The sequence below is a fragment of the Streptomonospora nanhaiensis genome (genome assembly GCF_026642255.1).
Taxonomy (GTDB): Bacteria; Actinomycetota; Actinomycetes; order Streptosporangiales; family Streptosporangiaceae; genus Nocardiopsis; species Nocardiopsis tropica.
Window position 1 is genome coordinate 2,003,696 of sequence record NZ_CP113264.1, and the last position, 17,837, is coordinate 2,021,532.

The 17,837-nt window shown below is 73.6% G+C and carries 13 protein-coding genes; all 13 read left to right on the forward strand.

The window, feature by feature from the left end; translation table 11 throughout:
• Nucleotides 1-5: 5 nt before the first annotated feature.
• Complete coding sequence (pheS, locus tag OUQ99_RS08830) at nt 6-1,124, forward strand: phenylalanine--tRNA ligase subunit alpha (RefSeq protein WP_267948937.1); 1,119 nt, start codon at nt 6-8, stop codon at nt 1,122-1,124.
• Nucleotides 1,124-3,613 carry a phenylalanine--tRNA ligase subunit beta gene (pheT, locus tag OUQ99_RS08835; protein ID WP_267948938.1) on the forward strand — a complete coding sequence of 830 codons (2,490 nt, stop codon included), beginning with the start codon at nt 1,124-1,126 and terminating at the stop codon, nt 3,611-3,613. The genes pheS and pheT overlap by 1 nt, the downstream gene beginning before the upstream one ends.
• Before the next feature lie 485 nt (nt 3,614-4,098).
• The gene (locus tag OUQ99_RS08840; protein WP_267950312.1) at nt 4,099-5,325 is read left to right on the forward strand and encodes an aspartate aminotransferase family protein; all 1,227 of its coding nucleotides are present in this window, start codon (nt 4,099-4,101) and stop codon (nt 5,323-5,325) included.
• Nucleotides 5,326-5,569: 244 nt separating this feature from the next.
• Nucleotides 5,570-6,064: a MarR family winged helix-turn-helix transcriptional regulator gene (locus OUQ99_RS08845; RefSeq protein WP_267948939.1), complete on the forward strand. Its 495-nt coding sequence runs from the start codon at nt 5,570-5,572 to the stop codon at nt 6,062-6,064.
• A gap of 195 nt (nt 6,065-6,259) precedes the next feature.
• Complete coding sequence (locus OUQ99_RS08850; RefSeq protein WP_267948940.1) at nt 6,260-7,675, forward strand: NAD(P)/FAD-dependent oxidoreductase; 1,416 nt, start codon at nt 6,260-6,262, stop codon at nt 7,673-7,675.
• Nucleotides 7,676-7,825: 150 nt separating this feature from the next.
• Nucleotides 7,826-8,854, forward strand: a complete 1,029-nt coding sequence (argC, locus tag OUQ99_RS08855; RefSeq protein ID WP_267950313.1) for an N-acetyl-gamma-glutamyl-phosphate reductase — start codon at nt 7,826-7,828, stop codon at nt 8,852-8,854.
• A gap of 18 nt (nt 8,855-8,872) precedes the next feature.
• Nucleotides 8,873-9,649, forward strand: a complete 777-nt coding sequence (locus tag OUQ99_RS08860; protein ID WP_267948941.1) for a bifunctional ornithine acetyltransferase/N-acetylglutamate synthase — start codon at nt 8,873-8,875, stop codon at nt 9,647-9,649.
• A complete protein-coding gene (argB, locus tag OUQ99_RS08865) occupies nt 9,646-10,650 on the forward strand; it encodes an acetylglutamate kinase (protein WP_267948942.1) in 1,005 nt (334 codons plus the stop codon). The genes OUQ99_RS08860 and argB overlap by 4 nt, the downstream gene beginning before the upstream one ends.
• Nucleotides 10,647-11,855, forward strand: coding sequence for an acetylornithine transaminase (locus tag OUQ99_RS08870; protein WP_267948943.1), 1,209 nt, complete (start codon nt 10,647-10,649; stop codon nt 11,853-11,855). The genes argB and OUQ99_RS08870 overlap by 4 nt, the downstream gene beginning before the upstream one ends.
• The gene (gene argF, locus OUQ99_RS08875; protein ID WP_267948944.1) at nt 11,852-12,799 is read left to right on the forward strand and encodes an ornithine carbamoyltransferase; all 948 of its coding nucleotides are present in this window, start codon (nt 11,852-11,854) and stop codon (nt 12,797-12,799) included. Before OUQ99_RS08870 ends, argF begins: the two co-directional genes overlap by 4 nt.
• A complete protein-coding gene (locus OUQ99_RS08880; RefSeq protein ID WP_267948945.1) occupies nt 12,796-13,329 on the forward strand; it encodes an arginine repressor in 534 nt (177 codons plus the stop codon). The genes argF and OUQ99_RS08880 overlap by 4 nt, the downstream gene beginning before the upstream one ends.
• A gap of 100 nt (nt 13,330-13,429) precedes the next feature.
• A complete protein-coding gene (gene argH / locus OUQ99_RS08885) occupies nt 13,430-14,848 on the forward strand; it encodes an argininosuccinate lyase (RefSeq protein WP_267948946.1) in 1,419 nt (472 codons plus the stop codon).
• Between the two features lie 459 nt (nt 14,849-15,307).
• Entirely contained in the window at nt 15,308-17,836 is a 2,529-nt protein-coding gene (locus OUQ99_RS08890; protein ID WP_267948947.1) for a sensor histidine kinase, read from the forward strand.
• The last annotated feature ends 1 nt before the right edge of the window (nt 17,837 follow it).

Genomic DNA, 17,837 nt, shown 5'->3' on the forward strand with positions numbered 1-17,837 from the left:
CAACCATGTCTGCACCGAACAATTCCTTCGACCCGGTCGAGGTGACCCCCCTGCACCCCGACGAGGTCGCCCGCATGCGCGAGGAGGCGCTGGCCGCCATCGAGGCGGCCGGCGACCTCGCCGAACTCAAGGAGGTCCGGCTCGCACACGCCTCGGACCGCTCCCCGCTGGCCCTGGCCAACAGGGAGATCGGCGCCCTGCCGCCGGCCGCGAAGGCCGACGCGGGCAAGCGCGTGGGCGGTGCCCGCCGCGACGTCGGCCAGGCGCTCAAGGCCCGCCAGGCCGTCCTGGAGACCGAGCGCGACGAGCGGGTCCTCATCGAGGAGCGCGTCGACGTCACCCTGCCGTGGGACCGCGCACCGCGCGGCGCCCGCCACCCGCTGACCACCGTCGCCGAGCGCATGGCCGACATCTTCGTCGGCCTGGGGTTCGAGGTCGCCGAGGGCCCCGAGGTCGAGGCCGAGTGGTTCAACTTCGACGCGCTCAACTTCCAGCCCGACCACCCCGCCCGCACCATGCAGGACACCTTCTTCGTCGAGGGGCCCGACGGCGGCGAGTCCGGCCTGGTCATGCGCACCCACACCTCGCCGGTGCAGGTCCGCGCGCTGCTGTCGCGCGAGCTGCCGGTGTACGTGGTCGCCCCCGGGAAGACCTTCCGCACCGACGAGCTGGACGCCACCCACAGTCCGGTCTTCCACCAGCTGGAGGGCCTGGTCGTCGACCGGGGCATCACGCTCGCGCACCTGCGCGGCGCCATCGACGCCTTCGTCGAGAACATGTTCGGGGCGGGCCTGCGGACCCGCTTCCGCGCCTCCTACTTCCCGTTCACCGAGCCCTCCGCCGAGGTGGACATGGAGTGCTTCGTCTGCCGCGGCGCGTCCGTGGGCGACCCGGACGCACCGTGCCGTACCTGCTCCAGCGAGGGCTGGATCGAGATCGGCGGCTGCGGAGTGGTCAACCCGCGCGTGCTCACCGCCGCCGGAGTGGACCCGGAGGTCTACAGCGGCTGGGCCTTCGGCCTGGGAATCGAACGGACACTGATGTTCGCGCACGGCGTGCGCGACATGCACGACATGGTCGAGGGCGACATCCGCTTCACCTCGGCGTTCGGGAGTGAGAACTGATGCGCGTCCCCCTTTCCTGGCTGCGTGAGTACGTCGACCTCCCGGCCGACGTCACCGCGCGCGCCCTCGCCGACCGGCTGACCCTGGCCGGCCTGGAGGTCGAGACCGTCGACGAGCTCGGCTCCGACGTCAAGGGCCCCGTCGTCTACGGCCGTGTGCTGGAGATCGAGGAGCTCACCGGCTTCAAGAAGCCCATCCGCCACTGCCGCGTGGACGTCGGCGACGCCAACGGCACCGGCGAGCCGCAGGAGATCATCTGCGGCGCCCGCAACTTCGCGGAGGGCGACCTCGTCGTCACGAGCCTGCCCGGGGCGGAGCTGGCCGGCGGGTTCCGGATCGGAGCGCGCAAGACCTACGGCAGGATGTCCGCGGGCATGATCTGCTCGGCCTCCGAGCTGGGCCTGTGGGACGACCACAGCGGCATCATCGTGCTCCCCGAGGGCTTCGGCGCCCCGGGCGAGGACGCCATCGGCCCCCTGGGCCTGCGCGAGGACGTTCTCGACATCGCCGTCACCCCCGACCGGGGCTACGCGCTGTCCCTGCGCGGCGTCGCCCGCGACACCGCCGCCCTCTACGGGGTGGACTTCCGCGACCCCGCCGACGTCGCCGTCGCCGCACCCACCGGTGAGGGCCCGGCGGCCGAGGTCGACCCGGCGCTGTGCGACCGCTACGTCCTGCGCGGCGCCACGGGGTTCGACCCCGGCGCGCCCACCCCGCTGTGGATGAAGCGCCGCCTCCACCAGAGCGGCGTACGGCCGATCTCCCTGGCCGTCGACGTCACCAACTACGTGATGCTCGAGCTCGGGCAGCCCCTGCACGCCTGGGACCGGGCCGCCCTGCGCGGTCCGCTGCGGGTCCGGGCCGCCGGGGCGGGGGAGAAGCTGGAGACCCTGGACCACGTCCAGCGCTCCCTCGACCCCGACGACATCGTCATCGCCGACGACAGCGGGCCGGTCAACATCGCCGGCGTCATGGGCGGCCTGACCACGGAGATCTCCTCCACCAGCACGGAGGTGCTGGTCGAGGCGGGCCACTTCGACGCCATGCACATCGCCCGCGCCTCGCGGCGCCACCAGCTGTCCTCGGAGTCCTCCCGCCGCTTCGAGCGCGGCGTCGACTCCGCCGTACAGCTGGTCGCGGCCACGCGCGCGGCCGAACTCCTCGCCGAGCTGGGCGGCGCCGCGGTCGAGACGGCCTACACCCACATCGACCGGACCGCCGAGCGCGAGCCCGTCACCGTGCGGGCCTCGCACGCGGGCTCCGTCGCCGGCGTGGACTACCCCGAGGGCACCGCCCGGACGTGGCTGCGGCGCATCGGCTGCCGTGTCGAGGAGGAGGGCGACCTCCTCCGGGTCACCCCGCCCTCCTGGCGGCCCGACCTCACCGACCCCAACGACCTCGCCGAGGAGGTCATCCGCTTCGAGGGCTACGAGAACATCCCCTCGATCCCGCCGCGCGCCAGGAGCGGGCGCGGACTCACCGCCGGGCAGCGCCTGCGCCGTGCGGTCGGCCGCACCCTCGCCGACGCCGGGTACCACGAGGTGCTCAACTACCCGTTCGTGGGCGAGCGCGACCTCGACGGCCTCCAGCTCCCCGCCGAGGACGGGCGCCGCGCCGCCCTGCGCCTGGCCAACCCCCTCAACGAGGAGGAGCCGCTGCTGCGCACCACGCTGCTGCCGGGCCTGTTCAAGGCGCTGGCCCGCAACGTGGGACGGGGTTTCGCCGACGTGGCGCTGTTCGAGACGGGCCTGGTCTACCGGCCCCGCCAGGGGGCCGGCCGGGCCCCGCTGCTGCCGGTGGACCGCGGTCCGGGGGCCGACGAGCTCGCCGAGATCGACGCGGCCGTGCCCGAGCAGCCACGCCGTGTGGGGGCGGTGCTGGCCGGCGACTTCGAGCGGGCCGGATGGTGGGGGCCCGGCCGCGCGGCGACGTGGGCCGACGCGGTCCAGGCCGCCCGGGACGTCGCACGGACCGCCGGGGTCGAGCTGGAGGTCGAGGCCGACCAGCACGCCCCCTGGCACCCGGGCCGCTGCGCCGCGCTCTACGTGCGGGTCGGGGGCGAGCGCCTGCTCGTCGGACACGCGGGCGAGCTCCACCCGCGCACGGTGAAGGCGTTCGGGCTGCCCGAGCGGGCCGCTGCGGTCGAGGTCGACCTGGACCGGATCGAGCGCGCCCGCCCGCCGGTCGTCGCCCCCGAGGTGTCCACCTATCCGGTCGCCACCCAGGACGTGGCGCTGGCCGTGGACGCGTCGGTCCCGGTCGGCCTCGTCAGCGCGGCCCTGGCGGAGGGCGCGGGCGAGCTGCTGGAGAGCGTGCGGCTGTTCGACGTCTACACGGGGGAGCAGGTCGGGGAGGGGCGCAAGTCCGTCGCCTTCACCCTGCGGTTCCGTGCGGGGGACCGGACGCTGACGGCGGAGGAGGCGGGCGCGGCCCGCGACGCCGCCGTGGCCCTGGCGGCCGAGCGCACCGGCGCCGTCCTGCGCGGCTGACGACCGCGGCGCCCGGGTCGGCGGACCCGTTCCCGGGCGCCGGGAGGCGGGGCCGGCCACTTCCGTGAAGGGAGTGACCGGCCCCGCTCCTCTGTGTTAAGACAGTGCTGCGGGACGTCGTCACCGCGGCTCGCCTGTTGCGAAACGCCTCGTGGGGGAGCCCGGATTCCAGACTATTTTCAGCCCTGTTTTTCCAGCCCAGTAAGGGTTTTGGTGCCAATCCCCCCGGGTAGCCGGAATGAAGTTTGGGTTTCGGGGCATGAATCTTCGTTTTGGCTCTTGCTGTGAGGTGGGTCGCAAGCTTAGCCTGCAAGCACCTGCCGCACCCGGGCGCCCGGTGCAGGTCGGATCAACCTGAGTTTTCCGCTGCGCGCTTGCGCATGACACGGCTCGGAGGTCGCCATATGACCGAAACGGTTGTCTCGTCCGCGCTCACTCCCAAGGAACACGGGGAGCCCAGCCGTCTCTGGCACACGTTCTGCGACATGAACACCGTGGCCAGGGGCCCCGAATTCATGGTGGCCCGCGCCGAGGGCGTGTGGCTGTGGGACGCGTCCGGGGACCGGTACCTCGACGGCACGGCCAGCCTCTGGTACTGCAACGTCGGGCACGGACGCACCGAGATCGCGGACGCCGTCCACCGCCAGATCAGCACCCTGGACGCCTACACCGTCTACGGGGACTTCTCCAACGGCCCCGCCGTGGAGCTCAGCGAACGACTGGCCGCCCACGCGCCGGTCGCCGACCCCCGGGTGATCCTCACCTCCGGGGGCGGGGAGGCCATCGAGACCGCCGCCAAGCTCGCCCGCCGCTACTGGGCGGTCACGGGACAGCCCGGGCGCACGCATCTCATCAGCCGGACCGGCGGCTACCACGGGCTGCACGGCTTCGGGACGAGCATCTCCGGCATGGACCGCTTCCGCCACGGCTACGGCAGGGTGGTCGAGGACACCTCGGTGGTGCCGCACGACTCGGCGGCGGCGCTGGAGGCCGAGATCCTGCGTGTGGGGCCGGAGCGGGTCGCGGCCTACTTCGCGGAGCCGGTGATCGGCTCGGGCGGCGTCTACCCGCCCCGGGAGGACTACTTCACCGAGGTCGCCCGGATCTGCCGCAAGTACGGCGTGCTGTTCGTCGTCGACAGCGTCATCTGCGGCTTCGCCCGCCTGGGCAACTGGTTCGGTATCGAGCGGTTCGGGGTGAGCCCGGACATGGTGGTGTTCGCCAAGGGGGTCTCCAGCGGCTACCTGCCCCTGGGCGGCATCGTCGTCGGCGGACGCGTGGCCGACCCGTTCTACAACGGCGAGGGCAACGCGTTCATGCACGGGACCACCTATGCCGGGCACCCGACGGCATGTGCCGCGGCCATGGCCAACCTGGACATCCTGGAGCGCGAGGACCTCTTCACGGTGTCGCTGGAGGTGGAGCGGCACCTGGACGTCGCCCTGCAGGGGCTCGCCTCCCACCCGCTGGTGGCCGAGGTGCGCTCCGGGGTCGGCGTGATGGGTGCGGTCGAACTCACGGAGGAGGCGCTGAGCGGCAGGGGGATCACCACGGCCGAGGTGTTCGCCGAGGCACGGGCCCGGGGTGTCATCGTGCGCGCGATCCCCACGTCGCTCCTGGTCTCGCCGCCACTGGTCATCACCTGGGAGCAGATCGACCACCTGGTCTCCACGCTCTCCGCCGCGCTGGACGCGGTGGCCGCCCGCCACTGAGGACCGGGTCCCGCCCCATCCGGGGGGTGCGGCGGGACCCGGTCGAAGACGAGGGGGACGCACCCGAGGGGGTCCGTTCCCGACCACCACGCCCGGTACGTCGCGCCGACGTACCGGGCGTGACGCGTATCCGCGGAAAAAACCTGTGCCACATCTCAGACTTCGAGTAATGTTTACTGGGAAGATATTTCTTGAGGGTGAGATGCGCATCGGCGTCCGCCCCGGGACGGACAGGGAGTGGGCCATGACGACACAGCCGATCGACGCCGCGGCGGGCGCGGGCGACGACACGCCGGGCGACGACGACCTCATCACCGCCTGGGGCCTGGTCCACGAGGCGATGAACGTCGTCGAGCCCAAGCTCCTGGGCGGTATAACCCCGGACGGCAAGGACATGGCGGGGCCGTGGTTCGAGGTCCTGATCCGGCTCCAGCGCACCCCCGGGCACCGCCTGCCGATGAGCCGACTGGCCCGCGAGGTCAGCCTGAGCACGGGCGGCTTCACCAAGCTCGCCGACCGGCTGGAGCGCGAGGGCTACCTCATGAGGGAGAACTGCTCCTCCGACCGCCGGGTCGTCTACGCCGCGCTCACCGAGCAGGGACTGGACTTCATCGGCAGGGCGCGGACCAGGCACGTCGAGAGGCTCCGCAAACACGTGCTCGCACCTCTGGGAGCCGAGGGGGTCCGGCAGCTCGCGGTCATCGCGCGTACTCTCCGTGACAGCTCGTGTGGAGAATGAGTACCGCGTGTCGGAACGCTGCGTAACCGAAGCCTTGCTCTCGGGGCGGGCGCGTCCACGGGGCGGAGGGGAAACATCCCATGGATCGACGTTCCCGTGTAGGTTGGCGGGAGTTCGTGGGTCCCGCGCGGGGATGGGCCGTGGGCACGCAAGGTTCCGGGGGGAATGATGAGACCGTTCACCACTGCGGCGCAGATGAGGCCGATTCCCCGGTCCTCACGATTCGCGAACGGGGGCGTTTCCTTCTGGTTCCGGGACATCGGGCTCCCCGAGCGCAGACCGTCCCTCCCCGGGGCCGCCGACTACGACGTCTGCGTGGTCGGAGCCGGTTACACGGGCCTGTGGACCGCCTACTACCTCAAGAAGGCGCAGCCGGATCTGCGGGTGGCCGTCGTCGAACGTGAGTTCGCAGGGTTCGGCGCCTCGGGTCGTAACGGAGGGTGGCTCTCGGCGGAGTTCTCCGGTTCCCGCGAACGCTACGCGCAGTCACACGGCAAGTCCTCGATGATCGCCCTCCAGCGGGTCATGATGGAGACCGTGAACGAGGTGGTCTCCGTCACGGAGGCCGAGGGGGTCGACGCCGACCTCGTGCGCGGCGGCATGCGCCTGGTCGCCACGAACGCGGCGCAGCAGGAGCGCCTGACGGCCGAGATCGAGTACCTGCAGGAGTGGGGCTACTGGCCCGACGACATCCACCTCCTCGCGCACGACCACGAGCCGCGGCTGTCCGTGGCCGGGGCCGTCGCCTCGGCCCACTCCCCGCACGCCGCGCGCGTGCACCCCGCCAAGCTGGTCACGGGTCTGGCCCGGGTGGTGGCCGGCCTGGGCGTCGACATCTTCGAGGACACGGCGGTCGAGGAGATCCGGCCCCGTCGGGGCGCGGCCCGCCCCGCGGTCGTCACCGACCACGGCACGGTCACCGCCGACCACGTCGTCCGCGCGACCGAGGGCTTCACCTCCGCCCTGCGCGGTCAGCGCCGCGAGTGGATCCCCATGCGCTCCTCGATGATCGTCACGGAGCCGGTGCCCGCCGAACTGTGGGAGAAGATCGGCTGGGAGGGGCGCGAGGTCCTGGGGGACGCGGCCCACGCCTACGTCTACGCCCAGCGCACGGCGGACGACCGCATCGCCATCGGCGGACGCGGGGTGCCGCACCGCCCCGGAGCCGGCCAGGACGGCTCCACCCCGCCGCAGGAGATCGCCGACCTGTGGCGCGCACTCACCCGGATGTTCCCCGACGTGGCCGACGTGCCCGTCGAGCACGCCTGGTCCGGGCTGCTCGGGGTCCCGCGCGACTGGTGCCCGAGCGTGCACATGGACACCGGCTCCGGCCTGGGCTGGGCCGGCGGATACGCGGGCAGCGGGGTGGCCGCGGCCAACCTCGCCGGCCGCACGCTGCGCGACCTGGTCCTGGGCCGCCGGACGGAGCTGACCCGCCTGCCGTGGGTCGGCCACCAGGTGCGGGGCTGGGAGCCCGAGCCCCTGCGCTGGGCGGGCACGAGGGTCGTCCACGGCCTCTACCGCACCGCGGACCGCCGCGAGTCCCGGACCGAGGACAAGGGGCACACCTCCCGCCTCGCGGGCATCGCCACCCGCATCGCACGCCGCTGAGACCGCACGGAGCCGCTCGGCGGCCCCGTGCCGCGTCCCGTTCATTCCCCCCGGTCCCGCTCCTCCTCCCGGGGGGCACTCCGAACTGGGTTGCATAAATTTGCAGTGGGATGCATGATAGTCCAGTCAGACGAGACGAGGGGGAGCGGCATGGGATACAGCGCGGCGATCGCCGGGGCCAGCGGCTACGCGGGGGGCGAGCTGCTCCGACTGCTCCTCGGCCACCCCGAGATCGAGATCGGCGCGGTCACCGCCGCCAAGAACGCCGGGACCCCGCTCATCCGACACCAGCCGCACCTGCTGCCCCTGGCCGACCGCGTCCTGGCCCCCACCGACATCGACGCGCTGAGCGGACACGACATCGTGTACCTCGCGCTGCCGCACGGCCAGTCCGCCGACATCGCGCAGCAGCTCGGCGACGACGTCCTCGTCGTCGACTGCGGAGCCGACTTCCGCCTCGAGGACGCCGCCGCGTGGGAACGCTTCTACGGAACCCCCCACGCCGGCACCTGGCCCTACGGCCTCCCGGAGCTCCCCGGGCAGCGCGACCGGCTCGCCGGGGCCCGCCGCGTCGCCGTTCCCGGCTGCCACGTCACCGTCGCCACCCTGGGCCTGTTCCCCGGACTGGCCGAGCAGCTCGTCGAGCCGGACCTGACCGTCGTCGCGGTCACCGGAACCTCCGGCGCCGGCAAGGCGCCCAAGCCCAACCTCGTGGGCAGCGAGGTCATGGGCGCGCTCAGCCCCTACGGGGTCGGCGGCGCCCACCGGCACAACCCCGAGATCGTCCAGAACCTCACCGCCGTCACCGGCGAGCCGGTCCGGCTCTCCTTCACCCCGGTCCTCGCGCCGCTGCCCCGCGGGATCCTCGCCACCTGCACCGCGCCCCTGCGCCCCGGCACCACCGCCGACCAGGTCCGGGCCGCCTACGAGACCGCCTACGCGGACGAGCCCTTCGTCCACCTGCTCCCCGAGGGGACCTGGCCCAGCACCGCCATGACGCTGGCCGCCAACACCACCCTCGTGCAGGTCACCGTCGACCCCGCGGCGGGCCGCATGGTGGCGGTCGCCGCACTGGACAACCTCACCAAGGGCACCGCGGGCGGCGCCGTCCAGAGCACCAACATCGCCCTCGGACTGCCCGAGACCGCCGGCCTGCCGCTCGCAGCGGTCGCCCCCTAGGACGAGGACCACACCACCGTGAGCGTCACCGCACCCCTCGGGTTCCGCGCCGCCGGAGTCGTCTCCGGAGTGAGGGCGGACGGAGCCCGGGACGTCGCCGTCGTCATCAACGACGGCCCCTCCCGCGCCGCGGGAGCCGTCCTCACCGGCTCGGCCGACCCGGCGGCCCCGGTCCTGTGGACCCGCCAGGTCGTCTCCGGCGGACGCGTGCGCGCCGCCGCCCTCAACTCGGGCGGGGCCAACGCGGGCACTGGCCCCCTCGGATTCCAGGACGCCCACGCCCTGGCCGAGCACACCGCGAACCTGCTCGGCGACTCCGCCGCCGAGATCGTCCTGTGCTCGGCCGGGCCCGTCGGCGTCCGCCTCCCGCTGGACGCCGTGCGGACGGGCCTCACCGCCGCCGTGGCCGAGGCCGGCCGGAGCGGAGGGCTGCAGGCCGCCGACGCCGTGCGCACCACGGACACCGTCGTCAAGATCGCCTTCAGGCGTGCCGACGGCCACACCGTCGGCGCCATGGCCAAGGGCCCCGACGCCTCCCTCTCCACCGGGCTGTACGTCCTGACGACCGACGCCGACATCACCGGTGAGCAGTGCGGACGCCTGCTCGCCGACGCCGCGGGCAAGACCCTCGGCCCGCTGACCGCCACCAACGACACGGTGCTGCTCATGGCCAGCGGCGCCAGCGGCACCACTCCCGACGAGGACACCCTCGCCGCACTGCTCACCGAGGTGCTCGCAGAGCTGGCCGCCCAGGTCGGCGCCGACACCCCCGACACCGACGAGAACCCGACATGATCGCGCGCTCAGCACATCCGACAGCGGACCAGGCCCAGGCCATCGACAAGGCGTCCCACCTCATCGAGGCCCTGCCCTGGCTCTCCCGCTTCCACGGCCGCACGGTCGTGGTCAAGTACGGCGGCAACGCCATGATCAGCGAGGAGCTGCGGGTCCGCTTCGCCGAGTCCATCGTCTTCCTGTACTACGCGGGCCTGCGCCCCGTCGTGGTCCACGGCGGCGGCCCCCAGATCAGCGCACAGCTGGCCCTGGCCGGGGTCGAGTCCACCTTCACCGCCGGACTGCGCGTCACCACCGACGAGGCCATGGACATCGTCCGCATGGTCCTCACCGGCCAGGTCAACCGCGAGATCGTGGGACTCGTCAACCAGCACGGACCCTTCGCCGTGGGCATGTCGGGGGAGGACGCCAACCTCCTCGTCGCCGAGCGCAAGAGCGTCGAGGTGGACGGGGAGGCGGTCGACATCGGCCGCGTCGGCGAGATCACCGAGGTCCACCCCGGTGCCGTCGCGGCGCTCATCGCCGACGGCCGCATCCCCGTGGTCTCCAGCGTCGCCCGCGCGGACGACGGCGGCGTCTACAACGTCAACGCCGACACCGCCGCGTCCGCCCTCGCGGTCGCGCTCGGCGCCAGCAAGCTCATCGTGCTCACCGACGTCGAGGGCCTGTTCGCCGACTTCCCGGCCAACACCGAGCTGATCAGCAGACTCGCCGTCGAGGAGCTCAGGGAGCTGCTGCCCTCCCTCTCGTCGGGGATGCTCCCCAAGATGGAGGCCTGCCTGCACGCCGTCGAGGGCGGCGTCCCCCAGGCCCACATCATCGACGGCCGCGTGCCCCACTCCCTTCTCCTGGAGGTCTTCACCGACCAGGGCGTCGGCACCATGGTCGCCGACGAGAGGCTGGAGGCCGGGCTCACCGGGAACGGACACGTCCCGCGTCCGGGGCACACCGCCGACACCGCAACCACCACCGCCGTCACGAACGCAGGAGGCGCACAGTGACCAGCAGTTCCACCCTGCGCGAGCGCTTCGCCGCCTCGCTCATGCCCAACTACGGCGTCCCGCCCGTGGTCCTCACCCTCGGCCGCGGCTGCGAGGTCTACGACGCCGACGGGCGCCAGTACCTCGACCTCATCGCCGGGATCGCCGTGTCCAGCCTCGGACACGGCCACCCCGCCATGGTCAAGGCGGTCGCGCACCAGGCCGCGACCCTCGCCCACACCAGCAACCTGTTCGTCCACGAGCGGGAGGTCGAACTCGCCGAGCGCCTCGTGGGGCTGCTCGGCGGGGACGCCAAGGTCTTCTTCGCCAACTCCGGCACCGAGGCCAACGAGGCCGCCCTCAAGCTGGTCAAGCGCGCGGCCGGCCCCGGACGCCACTACTTCGTCGCCGCGTCCCACGGGTTCCACGGACGCACCTCCGGCTCCCTCGCCCTCACCGGCAAGGACTCCATCCGCGAGCCCTTCGGGCCGTTCGGCATGGACGTGCGCTTCGTCCCCCACGGGGACCTGGACGCGCTCCGCGACGCCGTCGACGAGTCCTGCGTCGCCGTGTTCACCGAGCCCACCCAGGGCGAGGCCGGGGTCGTCCCCGCGCCCGAGGGCTACCTCGCCGGCGTCCGCGAGATCTGCGACGCCACGGGCGCCGCCTTCGTCCTGGACGAGATCCAGAGCGGCATCGGCCGCACCGGCGCGTGGTTCGCCCACCAGTCCGAGGACGTGCGGCCCGACGTGCTCACCCTCGCCAAGGGCCTGGGCGGCGGACTGCCCATCGGCGCGTGCGTCGGCTTCGGCGACTACGCCGACGCCTTCCACAAGGGCGACCACGGCTCCACCTTCGGCGGGAACCCCGTCGCCTGCGCCGCCGCCCTCGCCGTCATCGACACCATCGAGAACGAGGGGCTGCTGGCCCACACCGCCGTCATGGGCGACCTGCTCGCCGAGCAGCTCGACGGCATCGACCACCCCCTGCTCGCCGGACAGCGCGGCAGCGGGCTGTGGCGGGCACTGGAGCTGTCCGGCCCGCACGCCGCGCACGTCCAGGAGCAGGCCGCCGTCCGCGGGTTCCTCGTGAACGCGGTGGCCCCCGACGCGGTGCGGATCGCCCCGCCCCTGGTCATCACCCCCGAACAGATCGGCGTGTTCATCGAGGCACTGCCGACCATCCTGGACGCGGCGGAGGCCGCGGCGACGAAGGAGCAGCAGTGACCCGCCACTTCCTGCGCGACGACGACCTGACCCCGGACGAGCAGGCCAGGGTCCTCGACCTCGCCGACGACATGAAGAAGGACCGCTTCGGCCACCGGCCGCTCGCCGGCCCGCGCACCGTCGCCCTGATCTTCGACAAGCCGTCCACACGGACCCGCCTGTCCTTCAGCGTCGGCGTCGCCGACCTCGGCGGCAGCCCGCTCGTCCTGGACTCCGGCAGCACCCAGATGGGCCGCGGCGAACCCCTGGAGGACACCGCCCGGGTCCTGGAGCGCCAGGTCGCCGCCGTCGTCTGGCGCACCTTCGCCCAGAAGGACCTGGAGACCCTGGCGGCCCACATCTCCGTCCCGGTGGTCAACTCGCTCACCGACGAGTTCCACCCCTGCCAGATCCTCGCCGACCTCCAGACGATCCGCGAGCACAAGGGGAGCCTGGCCGGGCTCACCCTCGCCTACCTCGGCGACGGCGCCAACAACATGGCCCACTCCTACCTGCTGGGCGGCGCGACCGCCGGACTCCACGTCCGCGTCGGCGCCCCCGACGGCTACCGTCCCGACCCCGGGGTGCTCGCCCGTGCCGCCCGGATCGCGGAGCGGACCGGGGGGTCGGTCGCGGTCACGACCGACCCCCGGGAGGCCGCGGACGGCGCCGACGTCCTGGCCACCGACACCTGGGTCTCCATGGGACAGGAGGACGAGGCGGGCGACCGCGAGGCGCCCTTCCGCCCCTACATCGTCGACACCGCTCTGCTGTCCGCCGCCGCACCCGAGGCGATCGTCCTGCACTGCCTGCCCGCCTACCGGGGCAAGGAGATCTCGGCCGAGGTCATCGACGGCCCCCGCAGCGTCGTGTGGGACGAGGCCGAGAACCGCCGCCACGCCCAGAAGGCGCTCCTCGCCTTCCTGCTCGAATCCAGTGACGCGCCCGGCCCCGAACAGCGATGACGGGGGAGATCGGCGGCAGCGCGCCGATGACCAAGGCGGCCAGGCACGCGCGGATCACCGACGTCCTCACCCGGGAGGACGTCCGGTCCCAGGGCGAGCTGGCCCGGCGCCTCGCCGAGGCCGGGGTCCAGGTCACCCAGGCCACGCTGTCCAGGGACCTGGACGAGCTGGGCGCGGTCAAGCTCCGCACGGCCGCGGGCCACCTCGCGTACGTGCTCCCCGGCGAGGGGGGCGAACGCCTCCAGCGCACCCGCCCCGACAGCCTCGACCTCGAACAGGTCTCCGGCGCGCGGCTCACCCGTCTGGCCGAGGACCTGCTGGTCTCGGCGGAGGCCTCCGCCAACATGGTGATCGTCCGCACCCCGCCCGGTGCGGCGCAGTACCTGGCGTCGGCCATCGACCACACCGACTTCCACGCCATCCTGGGCACCATCGCGGGGGACGACACCATCATGGTGATCTCCCGCGACCCCCAGGGGGGCGAGGAGCTGGCCGCCGCCCTCCTGCGGCTGGCGGACCGCAGACCGTAGCCGCGACCGCGCGGACGGGACCGCGCGTCCCGGCAGGAGACACCCCGGCGGTGCGGAGCCCCGGCCCCGCACCCCGCCCACACACGTCAAGGAGACCACCATGGCCGACCAGCCCGAGGCGCTGCGCCTGTGGGGAGGCCGCTTCGAGGGCGGCCCCGACCAGGCCCTGGCACGGCTGTCGCTGAGCACCCACTTCGACTGGCGGCTCGCCCGCCACGACATCGCCGGCTCGCGTGCCCACGCCCGGGCCCTGCACCGCGCGGGCCTGCTCGACGAGGACGAGCTGGACCGCATGATCGCCGGCCTGGACAGGTTGGAGGCCGACGTGGCCTCCGGGGAGTTCACGCCCGTCCTGGAGGACGAGGACGTGCACACCGCCCTGGAGCGCGGCTTCATCGAGCGGGTCGGCGCCGAGCTCGGGGGCCGCCTGCGCGCCGGGCGCTCCCGCAACGACCAGATCGCCACCCTCGTGCGCATGTACCTGCGCGAGGAGGCCCGCGAGATCGCCGACCAGCTGCTGGACCTGGTCCAGGCCCTGGCCGACCAGGCCGGCGCCCACCCCGGCGCGGCCATGCCCGGCCGCACCCACCTCCAGCACGCCCAGCCGGTCCTGCTCGCCCACCACCTGATGGCCCACGCCTGGCCGCTGCTGCGCGACATCGAGCGGCTGCGCGACTGGGACCGCCGCGCCGCGGTGTCCCCCTACGGCTCCGGCGCGCTCGCGGGCTCGTCCCTGGGCCTGGACCCGCGCGCCGTCGCCGAGGAGCTGGGGTTCCCCGACTCGGTGGAGAACTCGATCGACGGCACCGCCGCCCGCGACGTCGTCGCCGAGTTCGCCTTCGTCACCGCGATGATCGGCGTCGACCTGTCCCGCCTCTCGGAGGAGGTCATCCTGTGGGCGACGAAGGAGTTCTCCTTCGTCACGCTGGACGACGCCTTCTCCACCGGCTCGTCGATCATGCCGCAGAAGAAGAACCCCGACGTCGCCGAGCTCGCGCGCGGCAAGGCGGGCCGGCTCGTCGGCGACCTCACCGGCCTGCTGACCACCCTCAAGGGCCTGCCGCTCGCCTACAACCGGGACCTCCAGGAGGACAAGGAGCCGGTGTTCGACGCGGTCGACACCCTCCACCTGCTGCTGCCCGCGATGACGGGCATGGTCGCCACCCTGACCTTCCACACCGACCGGATGGCCGAGCTGGCGCCGCAGGGCTTCTCCCTGGCCACCGACATCGCGGAGTGGCTGGTGCGCGAGCGGGTGCCGTTCCGCGAGGCGCACGAGATCGCGGGCACCTGCGTGCGGGTGTGCGAGGAGCGCGGCATCGACCTGCCCGACCTGGCGGACGAGGACTTCGCCGCGATCTCCCCGCACCTGACGCCGGCGGTGCGCGAGGTCCTCACCGTCAGCGGATCGCTGGCCTCCCGCTCGGGGCGCGGCGGAACCGCCCCGGTCCGGGTCGCCGAGCAGCTGGAGAAGCTGCGCGCCGGCGTCGAGGAGCACCGCAAGGCCTTCCGGCCCTAGGCCGCGGTCCGCGGGTCGTTCCGGGCTCGCGGTGGTCGGCGCGAGCGCCGAGCCCGCCGAGAGCACCCACGGACCACGCCCCGGCCTCCCCGGGGCCCGGCGGGCGCGCACCCCCCGGCGGGCGCGCACCCCCCGGGGGGTGCGCGCCCGCGCGCGTTCGCGGCCCTCGGCGCCCCGGGGCGGCTGCCCCTCCCCGCCCGGTGCGCGCCCCCGCGCGTTCGCGCGTCCCCGTTCCACGACCGCCTCCGCGATCCCTCCCACCGCGGGATATCCATTTCGGCATTCCCCCCGCGCCCGCCGCCCGGGTGCTGTAGCGTCCTGAGTCTGCGGGCACCATGCGTGGTCCCCCCTGCGCGCACCGTGACCGACCCCCGAATGACGCGGCCCTGGGCACGCCTCGGGGGACGCGGCGCAGCCACACCCGACCGGTGCCCGCGACCAGTCCGTGGGAGGAACGCAATGGGGCAGTCGGGAGGCGCCGGCCGCGGTATCAGGGCGCAGATCAACAAGATCGTGCTGATCCCCAGCATCACCTTCCTGGTGCTGTTCGTGGTGCTCAGCACTGCCACACTCGCCCAGGCCGTCTCCCTGAGAGCCGCCGTCGGCGAGGGACGCGCCGGGATCCAGCTGGCCGCGGCCCTGGGCCTCCTCCAGGAGGAGCGCCGCCTGACCGCGGAGTACATCGCGGCGCCCGGGGCCGACACGCGGGCGGCCCTCGTCGAGGAGGCCGAGCTGACCGACGAGGCCCTCGAAGGGGTCCGGGACCTGCGCGACACCCTCGGCGACCTGGACGACCCGGCGACCGAGTCGCTCACCGCGGACTTCTTCGACTCGCTGACGCGCGTCCAGGAACTGCGCGCCGACACCCTCGCCGCCCCGGGGCGGGCCGACAGCACCGTCGGCGCCTACACCGGGGCGATCGAGCAGGGCATCCGCCTCTACGCCGGGACGGCGCGCGCCCTCGACAACGGACCGGCCTCCTCGGAGGCCTCGGCCGCCACCGACCTGATGTGGGCCCAGGAGAGCTTCAGCCACGCCGACGCCCTCGTCAGCGCCGTCATCGCCCGCGGGGACCTCGACCGCGACCAGCAGACCCGGGTCGCCGAGCTCACCGCCGACGCCCGCCACCGCGTCGAGACCGTCCACCCGGGCGCCGCGTCCGACGACCGCGAACCGCCGGCCCTGGCGGCCCTGGCCGGGAGCGGCGCGTGGCAGGACGCCCTCGGCATCGCCGACACCCTCGCCCTCCACGAGGCGCCCGTCAGCGTCGACCCCCTCACCGCGGAGGTGGTCCGCGATCCCGATCCCCCCGCGGGGCTCGAGGACTGGCGCCAGGTCGCGGACCAGGTCAACGCGGACCTGGCCGGCATCACCGCCGCCCGGACGGCCTCCGTCGTCACGGCCACCGAGGACGCCAGCACCTGGATGCTCACGCTCGCCCTCGGCGGAGGCATCACCTCCCTGTTCGCGGGCACCGTCGCCTACGGGGTCGCCGCCCGCTCGGCGGGCCGCCTCACCCACCGGCTCGCCAAGCTGCGGGCCGACACCCTCGGATCCGCCCGCAGCGACCTGCCCCGCATCGTGCGCCGCCTGGAGGCGGGCGACCAGGTCGACATCGACACCGAGTTGAAGCAGCTGGACCACGGCGACGACGAGGTCGGCCAGGTCGCCGACGCCTTCAACATCGCCCAACGCACCGCCGTCGGCGCGGCCGTCAAACAGGCCGACATCCGCGCGGGGGTCAACCGGGTCTTCCTCGGCATCGCCCACCGCCACCAGTCCCTGCTCCAACGCCAGATCCAGCTGCTGGACCGGGTCGAACGCGAGGAGGAGGACCCCGACCTGCTGGAGAGCCTCTTCCAGCTGGACCACCTGGCGACCCGGGGCCGCCGCCACGCCGAGAACCTCATCATCCTGGGCGGGGCCCAGCCCGGACGGCGCTGGCGCCACCCCGTCCCGCTCATCGACATCCTGCGGGGCGCCATATCCGAGACCGACGAGTACGCCAGGGTCAGGCTGACGTCCGTGCCGGACCTGGCGCTCGCCGGCGCGGCCGTCGCCGACGTCATCCACATGCTCGCCGAGCTCGTGGAGAACGCCACCGCCTACTCGCCGCCGCACACCGAGGTCACCATCGCCACCGAGTCGGTGCCCAAGGGCGTGGCCATCGAGATCGAGGACCGGGGACTCGGCATGCCCGAGGACGTCCTGAACACGTCCAACAGGACACTCAGCGAAGCACCCGAGTTCGACGTGATGGCCCCGGGCGCGGACTCGCGCCTGGGCCTGTTCGTCGTCGCGCGCCTCGCCGTCAAGCACGACATCAAGGCCCAGCTGCGCCCCTCGCCCTACGGGGGGACCAGGGCCGTGGTGCTCATCCCGGGGACGCTGGTCGCCGCCTCCTCCGCCGCTCCGGAGCGGCCCCCGGTCGCCGCGCGCCAGGCGGCCCGGGAGCGCCGCCGGCAGGAGGAGTCGGAGACGGACTCCGACCTGCTCGACACCGGCTACGCGCCCCGCCGGGCCAGGCCCGTCCTGCGGCCGGTCCCCCCGCACCGGGACGGGGCCGGCGACACCGACGAGCAGGGGACGCGGAACCCACCGCCCCTGCGCCGGGTCCCGGAGCCCGTGGCCGACCCGGACCCGTCCGGCCCCGTGGCGGTGCGGCCCGCGACCGCCGCCGATCCGGCCCCGGGAGCGGCGCACGGCGGCCTCGTGGGCGCCGGGCCCGAGCGGGAGGGGCTTCCCAGACGCAGGCGCCAGGCCAGTCTCGCGCCCCAGCTCAGACAGGAGATCGAACCGGAGCGGGAGACCCCGGATGCCCCAGGCCCCACACAGAGGAGCCCCGAACAGGCGCGCCGGATGATGGACGCCTTCAGCGCCGGGACCCGGCGAGGACGGGAGGCGGACGTCGATGCCGACGGCCGCGAACACGACAGTGACGGTCAGGTCGGCGGCAGAGCCGACGATCACACGGGAGAGAGCGACTGAG